The 19,892-nt window shown below is 36.1% G+C and carries 18 protein-coding genes; 8 read left to right on the top strand and 10 right to left on the bottom strand.

Annotation, left to right across the window (positions count from 1 at the left end):
- Positions 1-69 precede the first annotated feature (69 nt).
- Positions 70-810: a hypothetical protein gene (locus ABR854_RS10205; RefSeq protein WP_350265294.1), complete on the bottom strand. Its 741-nt coding sequence runs from the start codon at positions 808-810 to the stop codon at positions 70-72.
- Between the two features lie 165 nt (positions 811-975).
- Here ABR854_RS10205 and ABR854_RS10200 point away from each other — a divergent pair, with 165 nt between their 5' ends.
- On the top strand, positions 976-1,194 hold the full coding sequence (locus tag ABR854_RS10200; RefSeq protein ID WP_350265293.1) for a hypothetical protein: 219 nt from the start codon (positions 976-978) through the stop codon (positions 1,192-1,194).
- 56 nt (positions 1,195-1,250) lie between these two features.
- Here the strand turns inward: ABR854_RS10200 and ABR854_RS10195 are convergent, their stop codons facing one another.
- On the bottom strand, positions 1,251-2,753 hold the full coding sequence (locus tag ABR854_RS10195) for a glycine--tRNA ligase (RefSeq protein ID WP_350265292.1): 1,503 nt from the start codon (positions 2,751-2,753) through the stop codon (positions 1,251-1,253).
- Positions 2,754-2,902: 149 nt separating this feature from the next.
- Here ABR854_RS10195 and ABR854_RS10190 point away from each other — a divergent pair, with 149 nt between their 5' ends.
- Positions 2,903-3,898 (top strand): ComEA family DNA-binding protein, encoded by a 996-nt coding sequence (locus tag ABR854_RS10190; RefSeq protein ID WP_350265291.1) that lies wholly within the window; start codon positions 2,903-2,905, stop codon positions 3,896-3,898.
- A 34-nt stretch (positions 3,899-3,932) separates the two neighbouring features.
- Here the strand turns inward: ABR854_RS10190 and ABR854_RS10185 are convergent, their stop codons facing one another.
- The 4 genes from ABR854_RS10185 to ABR854_RS10170 all read right to left on the bottom strand — a co-directional run bounded on the left by ABR854_RS10185 (position 3,933) and on the right by ABR854_RS10170 (position 10,134).
- Positions 3,933-6,314 carry a TonB-dependent receptor gene (locus ABR854_RS10185; RefSeq protein ID WP_350265290.1) on the bottom strand — a complete coding sequence of 794 codons (2,382 nt, stop codon included), beginning with the start codon at positions 6,312-6,314 and terminating at the stop codon, positions 3,933-3,935.
- A gap of 49 nt (positions 6,315-6,363) precedes the next feature.
- The gene (locus tag ABR854_RS10180) at positions 6,364-7,500 is read right to left on the bottom strand and encodes a DUF4249 domain-containing protein (RefSeq protein ID WP_350265289.1); all 1,137 of its coding nucleotides are present in this window, start codon (positions 7,498-7,500) and stop codon (positions 6,364-6,366) included.
- A 145-nt stretch (positions 7,501-7,645) separates the two neighbouring features.
- Positions 7,646-8,770: a DUF4249 domain-containing protein gene (locus tag ABR854_RS10175; protein ID WP_350265288.1), complete on the bottom strand. Its 1,125-nt coding sequence runs from the start codon at positions 8,768-8,770 to the stop codon at positions 7,646-7,648.
- Between the two features lie 236 nt (positions 8,771-9,006).
- On the bottom strand, positions 9,007-10,134 hold the full coding sequence (locus ABR854_RS10170; RefSeq protein WP_350265287.1) for a DUF4249 domain-containing protein: 1,128 nt from the start codon (positions 10,132-10,134) through the stop codon (positions 9,007-9,009).
- A 188-nt stretch (positions 10,135-10,322) separates the two neighbouring features.
- Here ABR854_RS10170 and ABR854_RS10165 point away from each other — a divergent pair, with 188 nt between their 5' ends.
- The 5 genes from ABR854_RS10165 to ABR854_RS10145 all read left to right on the top strand — a co-directional run bounded on the left by ABR854_RS10165 (position 10,323) and on the right by ABR854_RS10145 (position 15,274).
- A complete protein-coding gene (locus ABR854_RS10165; protein WP_350265286.1) occupies positions 10,323-11,675 on the top strand; it encodes a M24 family metallopeptidase in 1,353 nt (450 codons plus the stop codon).
- Between the two features lie 256 nt (positions 11,676-11,931).
- Positions 11,932-12,696, top strand: a complete 765-nt coding sequence (locus tag ABR854_RS10160; RefSeq protein ID WP_350265285.1) for a phage tail-like protein — start codon at positions 11,932-11,934, stop codon at positions 12,694-12,696.
- Positions 12,697-12,766: 70 nt separating this feature from the next.
- The gene (locus ABR854_RS10155; protein WP_350265284.1) at positions 12,767-13,627 is read left to right on the top strand and encodes a right-handed parallel beta-helix repeat-containing protein; all 861 of its coding nucleotides are present in this window, start codon (positions 12,767-12,769) and stop codon (positions 13,625-13,627) included.
- Positions 13,628-13,755: 128 nt separating this feature from the next.
- Entirely contained in the window at positions 13,756-14,445 is a 690-nt protein-coding gene (locus tag ABR854_RS10150) for an HAD family hydrolase (RefSeq protein WP_350265283.1), read from the top strand.
- Positions 14,446-14,503: 58 nt separating this feature from the next.
- Entirely contained in the window at positions 14,504-15,274 is a 771-nt protein-coding gene (locus tag ABR854_RS10145; protein WP_350265282.1) for a hypothetical protein, read from the top strand.
- A 21-nt stretch (positions 15,275-15,295) separates the two neighbouring features.
- Here the strand turns inward: ABR854_RS10145 and ABR854_RS10140 are convergent, their stop codons facing one another.
- The 4 genes from ABR854_RS10140 to ABR854_RS10125 form a co-directional block, all read right to left on the bottom strand.
- A complete protein-coding gene (locus ABR854_RS10140; protein ID WP_350265281.1) occupies positions 15,296-16,048 on the bottom strand; it encodes a hypothetical protein in 753 nt (250 codons plus the stop codon).
- A gap of 126 nt (positions 16,049-16,174) precedes the next feature.
- Positions 16,175-16,435, bottom strand: coding sequence for a hypothetical protein (locus tag ABR854_RS10135; protein ID WP_350265280.1), 261 nt, complete (start codon positions 16,433-16,435; stop codon positions 16,175-16,177).
- 4 nt (positions 16,436-16,439) lie between these two features.
- Positions 16,440-17,273, bottom strand: a complete 834-nt coding sequence (locus ABR854_RS10130) for a lipoprotein signal peptidase (protein WP_350265279.1) — start codon at positions 17,271-17,273, stop codon at positions 16,440-16,442.
- 96 nt (positions 17,274-17,369) lie between these two features.
- The gene (locus tag ABR854_RS10125) at positions 17,370-18,575 is read right to left on the bottom strand and encodes a proline dehydrogenase family protein (RefSeq protein WP_350265278.1); all 1,206 of its coding nucleotides are present in this window, start codon (positions 18,573-18,575) and stop codon (positions 17,370-17,372) included.
- Positions 18,576-18,753: 178 nt separating this feature from the next.
- On the opposite strand from ABR854_RS10125, the gene ABR854_RS10120 reads away from it, so the two are divergent.
- On the top strand, positions 18,754-19,848 hold the full coding sequence (locus ABR854_RS10120) for a chorismate mutase (protein ID WP_064198472.1): 1,095 nt from the start codon (positions 18,754-18,756) through the stop codon (positions 19,846-19,848).
- Positions 19,849-19,892 lie beyond the last annotated feature (44 nt).

The raw sequence follows: 19,892 nt of genomic DNA, 5'->3' as shown, positions 1-19,892 counted from the left end.
AGTTTTAGTGGTCAGCGATTGATTGCTTTACTTTTTTGTTGCTTGTTTTTAATAATTAAGCCCAAATTGTCAAAAAATCTTTTTCAGAAAGTACAAAATTGAAAAGTTTCGATGATGTTGGTGATAACTCTCAGATGATTGTAGTTGGGTAGTATTTTTTAGCATACCATTTGTCAAAAAAAATATACCTGACATAGCCAGAGCATCTTCCAAATAATTATTAAGAGCAAATGTATTATGATAAATCGAAAATGCAGCCACTATGCATGAGCTAATAATAAGACAGACACCTAAAAAAAATTGATAATAGTTGGTGTCATTGACAGCCCTAATGAGTGTAATAATAAAAATAAACCCTAAAATGAAAACAAAAATTACTGTAAGAGGAACATTTAAATCATTAATGTAAGGCAAAAAATGATTGGTAAAATAGATTAATGATAAAACAATTAAGATAATGCCAAGTACTAATCCCCAGTTTGTACCTAAAAACAAATATTGAGTTTTACTTTTTAGGCATAAAAGAATGAAAATCAGCATTAGTATAGAAATCAGCATTTCTATGACAAGTCCCACTTGAAGATGCCGCCAGATTGGCACTAATGAGGCTATTGCTGCACAAATTAAACTTACTATAAAGTATATATCTTGTGTATTAGTTGCTTTTTTTCGATTATCATAATAAAAAAAAGCACAGAAAAGGCAAAACAATACATTTAACGTGATACGTAGATTCGTGTTAAGAAAGAAAGCTACAATCAGGTATAAGCAAAGTATTGTGTAATGTATAGGCAATTTGTTATCCTTCATATTTGTGAAAGATTAGATATGACAATGTTAAGTAAAAATTGTAATATATCAATAGTGAAGGATGTTTTATATACCAAAAATTTATTAAACGTATCAGTGACAAATTAATGAGAAAGATGTTTGGAAGAATTCCTTTAACTTTGTGACCGAAAACCAACGTGAATAATGAAAAATTTTAATCTGAAATCATATCATGTAAGAGGTATGAACGCCGAAACAGAAGCAGAAAAATTGGCAATCAATGAAGAACTTAAAGGTTTATACGAAAGCCTTTCTGAAGAAGATAAAAAAGATTTTAACGAACAACTACAAACTTTTTTAGTAAAGGAAATGGCAGCCATAAAATCTGTTTATGATGCCACAAAAACTGATGATTTGAATTGAAAAATATAAATTCCCGTTCCCTTAGCTAAGCTGAAGGAAACGGGAATTTGTAATAATTATATCGCTTCCAAAATTCTCTCCATGCTCACTGCGTAACCAATTTTTTCTTTCAATTCAGCAATCGAAACACGCTCCTGTGTCATTGAGTCACGGTGACGAATCGTTACGGTATCGTCTTCCATTGTTTGGTAATCAACTGCAATACAGAATGGCGTTCCGATTAAATCTTGGCGAGTATAACGCTTACCAATTGCACCACCATCGTCATACACCGTACGGAACGATGATTTCAATGAGCTTGCAATTGCTTCCGCTTTTTCTGCCAAACCGTCTTTCTTCACCAGTGGTAATACGGCAGCTTTAATTGGGGCTAAAGCTGGGTGCAATTTCAAATAAACTCTTTCTTTATCTTCTTTACCTTCTTCGTTGCTTGGAATCGTTTCTTTTGTGAAAGCATTACAGAAAGTAGCCAAGAAAAGGCGGTCAGCACCTACCGAAGTTTCTACTACGTGCGGAATATAATTTCCGTACGGTTTGCCATTTTCGTCAAGGTCAGCATCAAAGTACTGTTGTTTTTTCTTCGATAATTCTTGGTGATTTCTTAAATCGAAATCGCCTCGGGCGTGAATACCTTCGATTTCTCTAAATCCGAACGGGAATTCAAACTCAATATCAACGGCTGCACTGGCGTAGTGAGCTAATTTCTCGTGGTCATGATACTTTAATTTTTCGGCAGGAAGACCAATCGCTTTATGGAATTTCAAACGAGTTTCTTTCCAGCTATTATACCATTGCGTAGAAGTGTCAGGACGAATGAAAAACTGCATTTCCATTTGTTCAAACTCACGCATACGGAAAATAAACTGACGAGCCACAATCTCATTTCTGAAAGCTTTTCCGATTTGGGCAATGCCAAAAGGCACTTTCATACGACCACTTTTTTGTACGTTCAAGAAGTTTACGAAAATACCTTGAGCAGTTTCTGGACGTAAATATATTAAACTCGAATCTTCGGCAACCGAACCCACTTGGGTTGAAAACATGAGGTTAAATTGACGAACTTCTGTCCAATTCAGAGTTTTTGAAATTGGGCAAACGATGTTTTCGGCAATAATTAAGTTTCTTACACCGTCCAAATCTTCAGCACCGAGCAATCTACCCATTTCGTTGAGCAAATTTTGTGCTTTTTCAGTTTCGCCAGCTTTAGCATATTCTTCGGCTTTTCCTTCCAAAAGTTGGTCGGCACGGTAGCGTTTTTTGCTGTCTTTATTATCAATCATTGGGTCGTTGAAGCCATCTACGTGACCCGACGCTTTCCACGTAAGCGGGTGCATGAAAATAGCGGCATCAATCCCCACGATATTATCATGAAGCTGAGTCATGGCTTTCCACCATGCAGCTTTGAGGTTATTTTTTAATTCAACACCATTCTGACCATAGTCATAAACGGCTTGAAGTCCATCATAAATTTCGGACGAAGGAAACACGAAGCCATATTCTTTTGCATGGCTAATAATGTCTTGAAGACTGGTTGCAGGAGCTGCGGCTGGTTGACTCATTATTTATTATAACTTATATGGTATTTTAACGTAAGACTTCTGATTTTCATCTTTTGAATAAATTTTCATCACAAAATTAACGAAATCCTTGCAAATACTTTGCCTATATCTTAATTTTTGCCAATAATTCAATTTTTGCTGCTGTAACTATGAAAAAACTCACGACTTTCGTTCGTAATCTCCTATCTATGTCCCCTGCTGAAGCAAAGGGCGTCATCGTAATCTTCGGAATCATCATTTTTGTAATCTTGCTGATGTTTGGAGCTGACTGGTTCTTTGCTCAGAAACCACAGAATTTAGTTATTTCTTCACCAAAAATGCTGGATAGTCTGACTGTTTCTCTGGATAATCGGAAGCCAGCTTACGGAAATCAATCGAGTTATGGACAAAAATATGAGAAATATGATGCTAAAAAATCCTACAAAAACTTCAATTTCGACCCAAATACTGCCTCGGTTGAGCAATTTGAGTCATTGGGTTTACCAAAATTCATTGCTGAACGCATTGAAAAATATCGTAGCAAAGGCGGTAAATTCAGGAAAAGGGAAGATTTTGCTAAAATTTATGGCATTCTACCAGATACTTATGAGCGTTTAGAGCCTTACATCACATTGCCATCAGCAGATGATGAGTCTTTACGCACGCCGCAAGCCGAAGCCACAAGCGTAGAGCGAACTGTGGCAGCTACTGCACCAAGTGAAGACAAGACAGTTGAAAATAAAATAGCAAACCCAAAAACAAATCCAAAACAACCCGTGCGTTTTGAATTAAACACGGGCGATACTACAGATTTTATGAAAATTAAAGGTATTGGTTCGGGCTATGCCAAACGAATTATCAAATTTAGAGATATGTTGGGCGGCTTTGTCAGTACAGAACAAATCAAAGAAACTTACGGGCTTCCGCCCGAAACTATTGATGAATTGTTGAAATATGGATTTGTTAAAAATGGAGTGAAAAGGCTGAAAGTCAACCAAATAGGTATTTCAGAATTTAGACATCCTTATTTGAAATACTACCAAGCTAAAGCAATTATTGCTTATCGTGAGCAACACGGAGCGTTTAAGAATTCGGAAGATTTGAAGCAGATTAAGGTATTAGATGAAGCTACAATTATGAAATTATTGCCTTATCTTGAGTTTTAAAAAAGTTGGGGCTTATTGTAAGCCCCAACAAATATTAGAATTTAAAATTATAAGACAAAGAAGGAATTGGTGAGCCAAAAACAACTAATTTATAAGAACTAATGGCGGTACCTGTACTACGTACAAAAACTGAATACGCATTTTTCTTTCCGTAAAGATTGAACACCGTAAAAGTAAAATGGCTCTTAAAACGTTTATCTTTCATACCTGGCTGATAGATATTCCATGCAAAATCAAGACGATGATAGTCAGGCAGACGTGCATTGTTTCGTACACCATAAAATGGATAGCTACGCCCTTGATAAACAATAAATCCTTCGGGTAAAGTATAAGGGCGGCCAGTACTGTATGAGAAATTAAAAGAAAAATCATGGTGTGTACCTTGATTAAAAATCACTGAGGCATTAAATGAGTGTGGACGGTCATAATTAGCTGCGTACCAGTTGCCAAAGTTGATTTGTTCTCCAAAACCACTTCCTTCATTCACTTTATTCATGGAGCGAGAGTATGTGTAGTTTATCCAACCCGTAGTTTCACCTTTTTTCTTAGAAAACATCACTTCTAAGCCATAAGAACGGTTTTTACCTTGTAAAAGCTGCGTTTCTGGATAACTCGATAGTAAAAAATCAGCACCAGGTTTGTAGTCGATAATATTACTGGTTAAACGATAATAGGCTTCTAATGAAAATTCATAAATATTACCTTTCAAATTATGGAAAATTCCACCCGAAAGCAAAGTACTTACTTGTGGTTTTATGTGTAAGTCAGAAGTTTTCCAGCGAGAAGTAGGTAAAGGTGTTGTAGTATTTGTAACAACCTGCATATATTGACGCATCAAATTGTAACCCAATTTTAGAGAGGTCCGTTCATTTAATGAATACTTCATACCAAGTCTTGGTTCGAACCCGCCGTAAGATTGCATGATTTTACCTTTGCCATAGTTAATCGTATCTCTTGCCGAAAAAGTATCTCGTGGTTCACCAGCTACATAAGTCTGTACAGTTCCTGGCCCGAGAGCATAAAACTGAGAATATCGAACTCCAACTGAAACAGTTGCTTTTGAAGATAGAGAAATTTCATCTTCGGCATAGATGGCTGTTTCGAGTGAATACTCTTTTGGCGTTTTGATTGATAAAACACTTTTACTTGTGCCTGGCAAGAGTTGTCCAGGGTCTATTTCGTAGCGAGTACCACTGATACCAATCTCAATATTTTGTTTGGCAATTGAGTAGTTAAGGTTGGTTTTTGCTTGCTGATATTTGATGCCCGAAAGTAACTCTACTTTGTTATCGGAGTTGAGTTCTGGAAGTAAGGTTTTTGGCACATAATCGGCTGAGACTACGGTTGTTTGTAAATTAAGTTTATTACTGATAGCATAAAACCATCTGGCCGAAAAACTATTACTCCGATAATCGTATTGAGTAGAAGTGGCATTGATTGCTCCAATTGCTCCTAAAAGTTTTGTTTGGAAAAAATCTTTGCTGTAATAACCCGAAGCAGTAAAGGTATTTTTGGTATTGATTCTCCAAAATACTTTTGCTACTAAATCAGCAAAATTTGCTTTTATATCATTGAGTTTTGGCGAAATAACAGGCAAAAGAAAGTCATTGTAAGATGCTCTCCCCGAAAACATTACACCGAGTTTCTCTTTAATAATTGGCATATCAAGTGTAAGCCGATTTGACACAAAACTAATACCACCGCTCATCTTAAACTTATCAAGCGATGGTTGTTGTAGAGCAACGTCCATCACTGAGGCGGCTCGCCCACCAAATCTTGCGGGGGTACTTCCTTTATAAACTTCCACGCTCGAAGCCGCTTCTGATGGAAATGCCGTAAACAATCCAAACATGTGCGTAGGGTTAAAAATCGGAATATCATCGAGCAAAAGCAAATTTTGGTCGGTAGTTCCGCCACGGATATTTACACCGTTTGAGGCTTCGCCCACACTCGTCACCCCTGGAAGCATTTGAAGTCCACGTAAAATATCTATTTCGCCAACTGCGGCTGGAAGTTTTCTTAAAGTTTTAATACTAAGTTGGCTAACCCCTAAAAGCGGACGCTGAATATTTGATTCAGCACCTTTACTTGATACAATCACCTCTTCTAATTCGTTTTCAACCAGACGTAAAAAATATTGTCGGTTTATATCTCCTCTTAGGTAAATGACTTCACGAAAAGGGCGATAACCTACAAATTTAATGGTAATGGCGTGTTCGCCCGAAGGTAGTGATAAATCAAAACGACCTTTGTCATCAGTAACTCCTCCGAATTTTCCAAAGTCAATATTGATAGATGCTTTCGGCAACGGTTTACCATCGATTGTATCTTTGATATAGCCACTAAATCGGTAATTGACCTGAGCGGAGGCCACAAGGCTACAAAGAAAAGTTAGAAGTAAGTATATTTTTTTCATTCTAAAAATAGTATCAAGATAGGAAAATGAGAATGTTGGATGTTTTAGTTTAATTTATCCAACCATTTGGCCGACTCGGGGTGCGTGTCAAACTCGAAACACATTGTGCATAAGGCGGACGTGTTAGGTCATTACCCATGGGTTCGGGGCTTAGAGGATGGTCAAGCAAGCCGATTGGGTTGATGTTTTTTCCTTCAGCCCCTTTTCTGTCTATCCAGTATCGTACAGTTCTTACACTCGTTACCATAAAGAAACCCGCAATAGATTCGCTTGGATTATTGACATTTTTTATATTGCCAATCAGTGCCGCAGGTGGCGTATCAACCAAACTACCATTGTTTTGAACTTGGTCAGCCAGCAATTTTAAATAACGATAAGCCGCTGGAGAAATTGATTGCTGTTTGATCTCGATTAAAGCTCCTCTTACGTTGTAGTAGGGTATTTTTGCAATAAGTCGATTGGCAATTGGTTGCCCATCTGAGTATATGTCAGTAAATACATTGAGGTCTTTATTGGTCAAAATATCCCAACAATCGCCTGGACAAAAGTAATCAAATGTTTGACCGTTAAAAGCCCTTTCTTCACGACAACGTGCAGGCACTGGAGTCAGAAAATAACGCCCATTATAGCAAGTAGCACATACATTTTGGCGTTCCCAAAGCTTCCATGTCCATAAATAATTGTTTTTATCTTGGGCGGGATCTTGAGTATCAAGATAAACATAATTGGCAGGGTCGTAAATGTTATTGCCTTTTTCTATACCTTTTACCACAAACTCATCGTGAACACCAATAATTTCGGGAACTTTGGTTATTTGGTCTTCAGAAGATTCATAACTTGTTCCGTCGGCTTTCGAGAATACCAGTTTATAATTAACATTGGTTTGTAACTTGAAACTGCTTGGTAAGGCATATACACCTTGTCCTTTTTCTATCAAGGTTATGCGTTCTCTGCCAGCAACAATTACTTCTACCTTAGCTTTGAGCAGTGGTTGGGCAAATACAGAGCCATTTACATTAACAGATTCAGAGAGACTAATAATTTGTTCGTCAGAAGTATCAGTTAGTGTGGCATCAACTGTCAGAATGCGTAAATTACTTTCAATGTTTTGCTCAAAAGGCTCAACACACGAACACACCCATAAACTAAGTGCTATGGTCAGTAACGTAAATTTTTTGATTATCACTATCGTAGAAATTGAATAAATGTATTTTTGACAAATATAAGAATTCTAAGGAAAGATTTTATTTTAAAAATGGATAATGGCGATTTATGCGATGAAAAGAGTAAATGTGTAGCTTTTGGGGAGAATTAGAGATGAGTGATATGAGTTACTCTTCCCAACCATCAGGTTTGATAGGAGTTCGGGTTGGGCTTAAAAGACATTTTACTAAAGGAGGTCTGCCAAACTCGTTTGGTATTGGTGGCTCTTGGTTAAGTGGATGGTCTCGTAGGCCAATAGGCTTTATTTTAAGTGTGTTAGGTACATTTCGGTCAAGCCAATATCGTTTTTTGGTTATACTCGTAACAAAAAAGAAACCTACGACTGGTTCGATAGCATTATTAATATTTTTGATATTACCGATGATAGCTGCTGGTGGAGTATCAACCAAAGTCCCTGTATTTTGAGTTTGTTCGGCCAATAATTTAAAATACTTATACGCTTCTACTGAAATGGATTGTTGTTGAATTTCGAGAAGTGTACCATTGGTTGAATAATATGGGATTTTTGCTACCAATCGGTTTTTTATTAATTTCCCGTTTGATAGCACATCGTTTAACACATTTAATTCCGTATTTTTAAGAATATCCCAACAATTACCCTCACAATAATAGTCAAAAAATTGCCCTTGATATTGTGCTTGTTTGAGGCACCCTGTATTAACATTGTACCGCCCACCTTCACAAGTGATACAAATATCTTGTTTTTCCCATTGTTGCCATGTCCAGAGGTAGTTGTTTTCTTCATCTTCAGGGTCTTGCGTATCAATAAATACATAATTAGCTGGTAAGTATTTATCACCTTTCTGAATACCATTCATCTCGAATACATCATGTATATGAATGATTTCTGATATTCCTGATAGCTTTTCTATCCCAGATTTATAACTTTTTCCATCAGATTTCGTGAATAATAACTGATACGTGTTCCCGATTTTAAGCCTAAAGTTTGCAGGAGGAACGTAAATACCCTCACGTTTTTCAATGAATGAAATTCGGTTTGAATTATTTTCCAATACTTCTACCTTTGCGTTTTGTACTGGAATATTAAAAACTGTACCTTTTGCATTGACCGATTCCATGATTGAAATATGCTGTTCGGTATCGAGATTGTTAAGTGCAGCATCGACTACCAATATTGTCAAATCGCTAACGATTCCAGCCTGAAAGACATCAACACATGCACTCAGCCAAGCTATCAAGACGATAATCGCCACAATGATTTTCGCTTTCATAAAATAAACTTAATAAGTAATAGCTTTAAGATTTGAAAAGTTAAACGACTTATAAGAAGGCAAATGACTTGCTTTATTTAGGCTGAGTACATTCAAATTTATAGAAAAAATTGAATATTTTTTCTATAAACTATGTAATTAAAATTAAACTTGTTTAAAGTTTTACTAACAATAGAGTTTTTTGTTTTTTAAACTGAATTTATACTAAGGCTGATAATATTGATTGCATAGGTAATTTAATCAATCCAACCTTTGGGTTTGAAAGGTGTGCGAGTTGGACTCAAAATACAAGGTGTAAGTGGCGGTCGGCCAGGTATATCTCCCATAGGTTCTTCTCTAATTGAGTGTTCTCTCAAGCCCGTTGGGGTTAGTTTTTGAGCAATGGGGTCTTTTCTATCAATCCAGTATTTTACATATCGTTCACTTGTGACCATAAAAAAGCCTGCTACAATTTCATTTGGATTATTGATATTATGAATATTTCCAATCAAAGCTGCGGGAGGTGTATCAACCAAACTACCGTTATTTTGAACTTGTTCGGCTAATAATTTTAAATATTGATAAGCACTCGGTGAGACTGATTGTTGTTTGATTTCAATCAAAGCCCCTGAAGAATTATAAAATGGTATTTTGGCTATCAAACGATTTGCTATTAGATTTCCATTTGTATAAATATCAGTAAAAACATTTAATTCTTTACTAAAAAACAGTTCCCAACAGTTACCATCACAATAATAGTCGTAAGTAACTCCTTCATAGCCTCTTTCTATTTTACATCCTGCTGGACGAGGTGTATCAAAATATCGTCCACCTTCACACGTAAAACAAATATTTTGTCGTTCCCATAATTTCCATGACCAGACATAACTATTTTTTTCATCAGCAGGATCTTTGGTGTCGAGATATATATAATTAGCATGTTCATATCCAAAGTTTTTTTCTATTCCATTGAAAACAAATTTATCATGGACTTTAATGATTTCGGGAACAGAAAACATCTTATCTATGCCTGATTCATATTTTGTCCCATCGGCTTTTGTGAAAAGAAGCTTATAAGTATTGCCTGCTTTTGCTTGAAAATTTTTGGGTAAAGCATATTTCCCTAAACCTTGTTCAGTAAATGGTATTTTTGTTGTGCCATTTACCTCTAACTCGACTGTGGCTTTCAGTACAGGAATAGAGGCAACATTTCTTGACAAACTTACTGATTCTGTAATACTGACAACTTGTTCTTCGCTGCTATCGGTGAGAGTGGCTTCTACGGTCAGGAGCCTTAAATTACTTTTTACATTAAGGTCATAAGGTTCAACACAAGAACAAATCCATATGAATATTGTCAGTATCAGTAGTATTTTTTTGTACATAAATTAGAACCTTATAATGTATTAAAATAGAAGAGAGCTTAAAGCAACACTAAATCTGGGAGTAAATATACTGAATCGTAGAAAAATCTTTGAATATTTTGGTGAATTAGCTGTTTTATGAGTTGTTGAGTATATCTTTGAGATTAAGAAATTTAATGACTCAAAAAATTCCCCAATCTATCTTCATCATGAAAAAAAGTGTTTTGTTTTTGGTTTTCATTTTATCTTATTTTGCAGATTTTGCTCAAAATAATCTTCCCAAAATCCTTCCTGAACGAGAGCGTGCAACTGTCATTGACGAGCTTCTCGAAGACAAAATGACCAATCTGCTGCCCAAACTGATGCGAAAAGAAGGGATTGATATGTGGGTCATAATTTCGAGAGAATATAACGAAGACCCTGTAATGAAAACAATGCTGCCTGCGGTTTGGCTCTCGGCTCGCCGTCGAACAATTATGGTGTTTTTTGATAAGGGTGAGAAAGAAGGTGTCGAACGTTATGCCATTGCTCGATATGATGTAGGTAATTTGCTAAAAGGGGAATGGGATTTAAATACCAATCCTGACCAATGGGATGCTTTAATGAAAACTATTAAAGAGAAAAATCCGAAGAAAATTGGACTAAATTTCTCGAAATACTACGCCCATGCCGATGGTCTGACTTATACCGAGCAGAAAGAATTTATGGATAAATTGCCTGCTGAGTTTCAAAGTAGAGTTGTATCTGCATCAAATTTGGCTGTAAATTGGCTGGAAACTCGGACGGAGAGAGAAATGGCTATTTATCAACAAATCTGCCGCATTTCGCACGAAATTATTCAGGAAGCATTTTCTGACCGTGTGATTCAGCCAGGAGTTACGACTACGGATGATGTAGTTTGGTGGATGCGTCAGCGAGTAACTGATTTGGGTCTTGAGACTTGGTTTCACCCAACCGTTGATATTCAACGCTACGACCCCGAAAATTTTGACCATCTACGTACATTCTCGAAGCGTCCACAAAAACAAGTAATCATGGCAGGTGATTTACTACACTGTGATTTTGGAATTACTTATTTACGCCTGAACACTGACCAACAGCAACATGCCTATGTACTTCGTGCGGGAGAAAGCGACGTACCTGAGTTTTTGAAAAAGGCCTTCAAACAAGGAAATCAAGTGCAAGATTGCTTAACCGAAAATTTTAAGGCAGGTATGAGTGGTAATGATATTTTGGCAAAAGCTCTTGAACAATCTAAAAAACAAGGTTTGAAAGGCGTAATTTACACACACCCAATTGGTAATCACGGACATGCAGCTGGCCCGACGATTGGCATGTGGGATAATCAAGGAAAAACTATTGGAAGCGGAGATTATCCGTTAAATACTAATACTGCTTATTCAATCGAACTTAATGCTTCTGTAGAATTAACTGAGTGGAAAAAAACTATCAGAATCATGCTCGAAGAAGATGGTTTTTTTGATGAAAAAGGATTCAGATATATTGATGGCCGTCAAACTGAAATTATTTCGATTCCAAGAGTTTTGAGTGGAGTGAAATAGTATCAAAAATATTATATCCACAGAAATACTAATTATCAAATCATATTCAATAAATTGCTTTATGATTCGCTCTCTACCAATAATTGAGGGCGAATCATTTTCTTCATTTTCTTTGCTGTCTTCTTAATTTTTGCTGTATTTAAAGATATTTCATGTCTTTTATTGAAAAGTTCTAACTGTGTCTTACTCAAATTCAATAAGATTCAGTATCTAAAATGTAATGCTATTTTTCAACCTTAACAAACACAATAAACAAATGAAAAGAAAACACCTTACATGGTTATTCTTAGTCTACTTATTGGGCGTTTTTGGACATATAAACGCCCAAAGCGTATTAATTGACCCCAGTAATAGCTCAAGCATTCTCAATGCACAAAGTACTACTAAAGGCTTTTTGCCCCCTCGGATGAGCGAAGTTCAACGAAATAACATGACTGGACTTGTTGTAGGCGTTATCGTTTATTGCCTTGATTGTACTTTAGGTGCTGGCCCGTATAGTTATAATGGTTCATCATGGACTCCAATGTTTGTGACCTCTTTTTCACCAGTAACTATTGGACAAAGTAAGTTTGGGGGAGTGGTTTTTTATGTAGATGACTCGGGGCAGCATGGTTTGGTAGCTGCACTTTCAGACCAAAGTTCTGCTACTTGGTATAATGGAAACTATAAGAATACTTTAGCTATTCGAAGTGGTATTTATAGTGGATTTTATAATACCGAACGTATAAATACTGAGCAAGGTGCTGGTATTTATGCTGCGAGTATAGCTACCCAAAATAATAGTGGTGGTTTTGGTGATTGGTATTTGCCATCGAAGGACGAAATGACTAAAATGTTTCAACAAATAGCAGTTATTCCTGCTATTACTGCTGGAGCTAACTATTGGAGTTCGACTGAAGAAAGTGTATCAAATCCCGAAAGTACATCGCTTAATGCTTATCAGGTTATACTAAGTTCAGGAGTATCTTCATTGCAAACCAAAAGCACCTCCGCAAGAGTCAGAGCAGTTCGTCGATTTTAACAAACCTTATACTAATCTAATCATGAGAAAAATATTTATTTATTGTTTACTATTTATATCCTTCCAAAATGTGGTATTAGGTCAAGCTACCCGTACTTGGGTTTCAGGTGTAGGTGATGATGTTAATCCTTGTAGCAGAACTGCTCCTTGCAAAACCTTTGCTGGTGCTATTTCAAAAACTGCTGCGGGCGGAGAAATATCGGTTTTAGACCCAGGTGGTTACGGTGCTGTTACGATTACAAAAGCAATCACTATCAACGGAGATGGTACACTCGCTGGAATTCTCAGTGCGGGTGTTTCTGGAGTTATAATCAACGCAGGAGTGAATGATATAGTCGTTATTCGTAGTATATCAATTAATGGCTCTACAACAGGAACTAATGGAATAAGATTTTTAGCTGGAGGGCAGCTACATGTAGAAAATTGTAGTATTAGTGGTTTTACTACCCGAGGAATAGATGTTAGTAAAACAGGTGCAGGTATTTTATCTGTTGAAAATACAAGTATTGTTGGACCTGCAGTTTCTGCAACTGGTATTTATATTGCCAATACTGCCGATACTATAAAAGCAACTTTAAAAAACGTTAAAATTAGCGGAGTAGATATTGGAGTGGATGTTGTAGCTGGCATATCATCTCCAACCGCTATAAGTTATATGACCATTTTAAATTCTAACATTTCAAACAATCATACGGGGGTAAGAGCAAAAAATGCAGGCGTGATAAATGTAGAGAGTACATCACTTTCTAATAATTATGTAGGTGTTATAGCGAGCGAAGCTGCTTCTGTTGTACGTTTGTCAAACACGGATATCTTTAATAATTCAATGTTTGGTATTGGAAACGGTCTTGGAAAAGTTATTTCTTTCGGAAATAATAACATTGCAGGAAATGCTGCAAATCAACCCATGCAAGTTATAGCTAAGCAATAAAATAATTGAATATAAAAGATTTGAGGACTTGGGATAGATATTATTCCAAGTCTTTTGTGTTTGTATTAAAAATAAGATAAATTTTAAGTTAAAACAGGTACTTTTGTATGAATTTACATTAAAAATACATGCAGTCAACTCTTGATAAAACTCAAATAAAAGCAATAATATTCGATGTTGATGGCACCTTACGAGATACTGACGACGAAATGGTGAAAAGTTTTGAACTGTTTTTATTGAAATTTGAATTTTTGATTTCAAGTAAGAAAGCCCAAACTGCTGCCCGAAGTATTGTGATGACTATGGAAAATCCAGCTCAAATAATCTTGCATTATGCCGATAGATGGGGCTGGGATAAATTTATTCATCAAGTAATAAATAGTATTAGATGGCTTTTGAAACCTTTTAAAAATACGCATAATTTCCAGACCATCGAAGGCATCAAGCCAATGATTGCAGAATTAGCAAAACATTACCCATTAGCAGTAGCGAGTGCAGGCGATGAGCAGACTGTAAAAGCTTTTTTAGCTCATGCTGGTATTACTCAGTATTTTAAATGTGTAGCCACTGCTCTTACTTGTCCCCATACAAAACCATTTGCCGACCCGCTCGTTTGGGCTGCTTTACAGATGGGAGTGGAGGTTGAAAACTGCATAATGGTTGGCGATACAACAGTTGATATGATGGCTGGGAAAAATGCAAAAACTCAAACAGTTGCGGTTTTGTGTGGTTTTGGCGAACGAGAAGAGTTAGAAGCATTAAATCCCAATTTGATATTAGTAACTACTGCCGATTTAACTTCTATATTAATTCCGTAAAATAATGCTTTTTTGATTGAACTTTTACAAAAGCCAAGTTTTGGTGGAATATTACAACATGAATACACTTTTGATAAAAATAATAATGATGCCCTTAGTGATTGGAGGGGTAACAATTGCCAGCAAAAAATGGGGGAATTTGGTGGGAGGTATAATTGCCAGTATGCCTTGGATTGCTGGACCAATTATGTTATTTTTTACATTTGAGCAGGGGGTTAATTTTGCAGTAGATAGCGTTAAGGGTATTATGATTGGTGTAATAGGTGTACTTGCTTTCTGTTTTGCGTATATATACTCGGCAGTCAAATCTAAATGGCATATAAGCTTATTCTTGGCTTATTTGGCCTTTATTGGAACGACCATTTTGCTTAAAACACTTGAAAACTTGATGAATTTAGATCTATGGTTTTTACTTGTAGTTATTCTGAGTTTGTTGGGAATAAAGGTTTTTCCACACTTAGAGACTCAGTCAGCTTCGGGACAGAAGCTTAAATATGATATCTATCTCCGAATGATTATTATTACAGTTTTTGTAACTTTAATTACCTATTTGGCCAAAATATTGGGCCCTACTTGGAGCGGAATTCTCACGCCATTTCCTATTATAACAGCTATTTTAGCAGCATTTACGCATTACACACAAGGAGCTTATGGCACTTCTATTATACTTCGAGGAATACTCACAGGTTTTATTGGTTTTGCTTCTTTTTTATATTTGCAAGCCCAACTTTTGCCTCATTTTTCAATTGCTATGGCTTTTGCGATTGGCTTCATAGTCAATATTTTACTTAATCTACTTATGCAGTACTTGGTGAAAAAATTTGTTTAGTTGGTTTTAACTTATATCATTCTACTTTCCATTATAAAAATTAAATATTTGTAACAAATCAGCACGGTCTTTTACAAATAGATTATTTTGTTTAATAAAAGCCTCAACTTCTAATCTTTTGTCGGCCATTAGTGCTAAAACAGACCTTTTATTAGGTTTAAATTTAAGTACTTCATTGCCTTGCGTAATGAAGTACTCTTTCTCTTTCGTGATTTTTATATCTTTGCTTCCTGTATTAAATGCCTCCACGTAGTCAGGTTTTTGAATATTTATTTTTGTATATTCAAGTAATTTTACTTTGCCATCAACCAATATTTCAAAGAAGCTCGGTTTTACTTTATCATAATTATCAACAAATTCTAATGTGCTTACGTAGTTTTTGGGAATTTGATTTGGCTTTTGCAAAGTAAAGCTTTTGATAAGCGTACCCGAAATGATTTTTATGCCTTCTGGCGTATTAAACTCCACTTCATTACCAAATAAAATGACTTTTATCTGTACATCGGTCAAAGAGTCTAATTTAACTGTACCTTTTGGAGTAGAAATAGTTCTTGAATAAAATCGGACCGTAGCCAAAGACCAATCTTGTTCGAGGTAATATGTTCCTAAGACATCTGTTGTGCGAGTATCAAAGCCATAAAGCATTGTCGATGTGTGTTGTCCGACCCTCAGCCCACCCAGATTTAGTGCATCTTTGGTGTTTTGCATCATACCATTTTGAGCAAAAACCATTGGTTGGGATAAGCTAAAAATGATAATAGCAAGTTTTTTCATAGCATTTGACATTAGTATTTTAATACGTAATAGCTCTAATGATAATGTTTAGCATTTAAAATATCTTCAATCTAATTCTAAACATTCTAACGCATATCATGATCAATTTAGTGGGTTCGCCAACGACTAAATCACTAAATTTACTACCAATAACATCACAGTAAGAAAAATAAGTAAAACTGTTTGGCGGAATTCACTTCGGTAGTTTTCAGTACTACTTTTAAGACTTCTGAGCGAAAGAAGCTCAAAAATTATACAACCACCTCCTAAAACACCCAGTGCAATAGATTTAAAAGTAGGTGATGGCATTTGGGCAGGTGCAATAATTACTCCCAAAAATAGTACGATGATTATCCACTTATAATTTTGATTCGATAAGAATGTCATGTTTTTATTGATTTTTGGTTTCTAATTCAGAATTATCTTCGCTGATATCTTTTGATGGTTCTTCGGTTAGTCTAAATTGCTGGTCTTCGGCCACAATTTCAGTTACTTCTTCGTTTATTTCATCATTTAGTTTTTCTTCTGCTTCTAAAGATTCTTCCAAAATCTCGCTCGAAACTTCATCATTACCTGTTGTTTCATCATTTAATGATTCCTCTTCAATTATGTTAGACTTTTGTACGTGGTCGAACTCGAAAAATCTTTGTTGAAAAATCAAAATACTAACAACACCGCAGAAAATACATGCATCGGCAAAATTGAAAATCGGCGTTGTATTGAAATCACCACCAATAAATGGAATCCAGTCGGGATACTGTCCGTCAAGACCGTAAGCGTAAAACATATCAATTACTTGCCCATGAAACCACGGAGTTGAAACACCAATAGGTGCATTATTCAAGAAAACGCCATAAAAAGTACTATCAATTACATTTCCGATTGCTCCACCCAAAACTGCGGCTATTGACCAAAGTAAGCCTGAATGAGCATTTCTTTGTGCCAAATGCACTAAATACCAGCAGATTCCAACCATAGCTCCTAAGCGAAAAGTTGTCAGAATTAGTTTTCCGTACTCGCCACCAAGTTCCATTCCAAATGCCATTCCTTTATTTTCTACATAATGCAATTTAAAGAAATCAGGAATGAGGTCAATCTCGCCGTAGTGATTCGGTAAAACATCATAATACATCCAAAGTTTGATTGCTTGGTCGAGCAGAATCAATATGAGCGTCAAGAATAAATACTTGTAGGGAGATTTTCCTTTTAAAGCAATGTCAGACATGCGTGAAATTTTATTTACTAAATCAAATTTTATTTATCAAACAACAAAAATAGACTAAACTCTCGAATACTCTATCAATTTTGTTGAATTTAGTGATTAAGAAGCTTTACTCATTCTTCGTTCACGTTCTTTTTTTACTAATAAAAACTCACGGCTGCTTTGTCCAGCAATCGAAGAGTTTTCTTCAGCACGACGGAATAAGTAGGGCATTACGGCCTCAACTGGTCCATAAGGCACATATTTTGCTACATTATAGCCAGCATTTGCCAAATTGTAAGAAATATTATCGCTCATACCCAAAAGCTGTGCAAACCAAATTCGGGCATCGTTTTTAGCAATTCCATTATCCTCCATCAATTTCACACATAACAGACAACTATCTTCATTGTGAGTACCGAGACATATCGAAAGAACATCAACATTGTCGATGGCATAATGAACTGCTTTGTTGAAATCAATGTCAGTATCCTCTTTAGTAACATGAATCGGACTTTTATATTCCATTTCAGCTGCACGGCGGCGTTCTTTTTCAATATATGCTCCACGCACGAGTTTTCCTCCAACAGTATAGCCTTCTGCACGACCTTTATCACATGCTTTCATTAGGTTTTCAAGACTTTCCCAACGATATAATTGATAAGTATTATAGACAATCGTTTTGCCACCTACGTTATATTTTTTCATCATTTCGTAGCAAAGATTATCAATCACATCTTGTATCCAAGTTTCTTCGGCATCCAAAAAAATCTTGACGTTCAGTTCGGCAGCCAATTTACATAGTCTATCAACTCGACTATGTACTCTTTCAAAAGCTGCTTTGTCTTCACTCGTTAGTTCTTCTTCGTGTTCTTGTACTTTTTCAAGAAGGTCAACTGAGCCAATACCTGATACTTTAAATACCGAAAATGGTATATCTGTTGTTTGTTGTGCTGCTTTTTTGATGGTTTTTACCAATTCTTCGGTAGTTTTATCAAAATCTTTTTCATTATCTTCACCTTCTACCGAATAATCAAGTATTGTACCTACTTTCGACTTCGCCAAATTTTCTATTGTTTTTTGGCAAGTTTCGATGCTTTCTCCCCCACAAAATTGGCTAAATAAAGTATTTTTGATAAGAAATTTTACAGGTAAACCTAATTTTAGTATTAATTTTATAAAAAAAGTTCCTATCTTTACGAGCCAATTTTGATTCATCATCGCAAAAATCAGGTAGGTTTTGCGAAGTTTACTATCTGATTGATGAGCAAAGGCTACAGACGTATCCTCAAAACTCAGATTATGATGCTGCGAAGCAGTTTTCATGTTTGTTGATTTTAAATTTTTGAAATCTTTAGTTTGATCGATGATTTGTATTATTTCAAGAGAAAATGCTAAATAGAAATAGCTTTTGATTGAAATATGGTGCAAATATATTACATTTATAGAGTATTTTTTTTGATTTTTTTATAAAAGCGAGTCACCTCGCTCCTTTAATTAACTAATGAAAGCAAATTTAGACGTACTTCCTCTTAGCAGTTGGATTGATACCGCAGGGAAGCCATTGATTATCGCTGGGCCGTGTAGTGCCGAGACCGAAGAACAAGTTTCGGAAACCGTATCTCGCATCGCCAAAGAAGGCTATGCACACGTGATACGCGCGGGTGTTTGGAAACCTCGTACTCGTCCAGGTAGTTTTGAAGGCATGGGAGAAGCTGCTTTGCCGTGGTTGGTTGAAGCAAAAAAACAAACAGGTTTACCAATTGCAATCGAAGTAGCTACACCTCAACACATTGAGTTAGCATTGAAATATGGCATCGACATCCTTTGGATTGGTGCAAGAACAACCGTAAACCCTTTTAATGTTCAGGATTTAGCTGATGCCTTGAAAGGTGTTGATGTACCAGTATTAATCAAAAACCCAGTAAACCCAGATTTAGCTCTTTGGGTTGGTGCTTTTGAGCGTATCGCTGGAGCAGGTATCAAGAAAATGGCGGCTATTCACCGTGGTTTCTCGAATGCCCAAGAAACAAAATTCCGTAATTCTCCAATGTGGCAAATGGCAGTTGAGTTGAAAACACTTTTCCCTCAATTACCAATTATTGGCGACCCAAGCCACATGGCTGGAAAACGTGCATATTTGTATGAATTAGCACAACGTGCATTAGACTTAAACTACGATGGTTTAATCATTGAGTCGCACCGCAATCCAGATGAAGCATGGTCTGATGCATCTCAACAATTAACTCCAGAAGCTTTGGGCGAAATGTTGAAATCATTAGAAATTCGTAAGGCTTCTTATGGTGTAGAATTCCAAAATGAATTAGACCAATTACGTCAGAAAATTGATAATATCGACCGTGAATTACTCGAAGTATTGGCAGCTCGTATGTCAGTTGTTGAGAAATTGGGAGAATATAAGCGTGAAAATAACGTAGCTGTTTTGCAACTTGACCGTTGGAAAGAATTGCACAACAACCGTGCTGATTTAGGTAAAAAACTAAACCTTTACCCTGAATTAGTAGAAGAAATGTTCAAATTGATTCACATGGAATCTATCCGTAAGCAAACAGAGGTGATGAACCAACAACCTGCTTAATTTACGTCTGATATAATACTAAGCGTGGCACACTTCAAAAGTGT

Origin of the sequence: Emticicia sp. W12TSBA100-4 (assembly GCF_040253585.1) — a bacterium.
GTDB lineage: Bacteria > Bacteroidota > Bacteroidia > Cytophagales > Spirosomataceae > Emticicia.
The sequence above is the reverse complement of the archived record's forward strand: the minus strand, read 5'-3'. Positions and strand labels throughout refer to the sequence as shown.